The 1,548-nt window shown below is 34.8% G+C and carries 1 protein-coding gene and 1 pseudogene; both read right to left on the reverse strand.

Annotated features, from left to right (window positions below; translation table 11 throughout):
- Window positions 1–581: pseudogene (locus G507_RS16800) on the reverse strand (OmpA family protein); the annotation flags it as partial.
- 18 nt (window positions 582–599) lie between these two features.
- Window positions 600–1,523 (reverse strand): PorP/SprF family type IX secretion system membrane protein, encoded by a 924-nt coding sequence (locus G507_RS0109675; protein WP_026717284.1) that lies wholly within the window; start codon window positions 1,521–1,523, stop codon window positions 600–602.
- Window positions 1,524–1,548 lie beyond the last annotated feature (25 nt).

Raw genomic sequence — 1,548 nt, forward strand, 5'->3', positions numbered from 1 at the left:
GCTTTGTATAAATCTAAAAACGGTTCTTCGTTCCAACCATAGGTTTTTCTAGATTCGTTTCTTGCACTTGTAAAATAAACTTCGTTGTCATTGGTTAAAACAGCTCCAAAGTCAGATTTATCACTACTAATATCTGATACTTTTATATCATACATCTTAGCTTGTTCTTTTAACTTTGGTAAATAATTTGGATCTGATTTAAACGCTTTTGCTCTATCATCATTTGGCTTCATAGAAGCAAACTCTTGCATTTGTTTATTTGCTGCTTCTGTTTGTCCTGATGCTTTTAGCATTTGCGAATAACGGTAATGCGTTTCTGCATCTTGTTTCTCGGCTGCGATAGCTTGTCCGTATGCTTTTGCTGCTTCTTTGGCGTTAAAAACATTGTAGTAGCTCTCTGCCATTTGTTTGTAAACATAGGCATCTGCTTGACCGTTGTCTACCAGTTTCTGGTATTCCTTGGCTGCATCAACATACTCAAACTTTTTGTACAGCTTATCGGCTGTTTTTGTTTCTTTGTTTTGTGCACTTAGTATTCCACTAGCGATTACAAAACTTAAGGTAATATATATTTTCTTCATGTCGTTGTCGCTTTTAAATTAGAAATATCTCGGTGAACGTGAAACTTTTTTCGGGAAGTTTAAATCAAACAACAAGATAATCTCATGTGAGGATGGTGTTGTTACTTTTAAGTCAGATATAATATGATCGTATGCATAACCTACTTTTACGTTAGGTGATATCGCATAATTAACCATCGCTCCAAAACTGTCTTCTAAACGGTATGTCGCTCCAACTTCAAACTTATCATTAAACAAGAAGTTTGTTGATAAATCTAACGATGGTGATACGTTGAAAGCTGACTTTAACATGAAAAATGGTTTGAACTTCACGTTTTGGTTAATGTCAAATACATATCCCCCTGTTAAAAAGTAGTGTGATACATCGTTTCCGTATTCAACTCCATTGTAATCTAAATGGGTTCCTTTTAACATATTAGGTACCGAAAAAGCTAAGTAATACTTGTTGGTATAATAGAACAATCCTGTTCCTATGTTAAGGTAACTGTTACTCGCATTTTCTGCAAAAGCACCATCGTTTGGATCGGGTAATGTGCTGTTAATCTGTGAAAACAAATCTACACTATGAAAGGTTGCTCCTGCTTTTAATCCAAAGGCTAATTTGTGCTCGCCTCCTAAACCTAAAGTATATGAGAAATCAGCATAAGCATTTTGTTCTGTAACGGGTCCAATCTTATCTGAGATTACCGATAATCCAACACCAACATTCTTTCCTGCTGGACTATGTCCTGACATGGTAAAAGTGGTGGGAGCATCTTCAATATCAACCCATTGTTTTCTGTATAATAAACCTATCGATAGATTTTCTTTACTTCCTGCATAGGCCGGATTTATAACATTCATGTTATACATGTACTGCGTATAATGCGGATCTTGTTGTGCCAAAAGATCATTTATTCCTATTACTGTTAACAGAAATATTGTAAAATATAGTTTCTTCATTTTGTCTGTTTTTTGATTTTTTTTT

It is taken from the genome of Flavobacterium gelidilacus DSM 15343 (assembly GCF_000422685.1).
Taxonomy (GTDB): domain Bacteria; phylum Bacteroidota; class Bacteroidia; order Flavobacteriales; family Flavobacteriaceae; genus Flavobacterium; species Flavobacterium gelidilacus.

Bases quoted from the DNA above. Each gene is read 5' to 3' on its own strand.
- G507_RS0109675 (WP_026717284.1), bottom strand. From the start codon at position 1,523: ATGAAGAAACTATATTTTACAATATTTCTGTTAACAGTAATAGGAATA.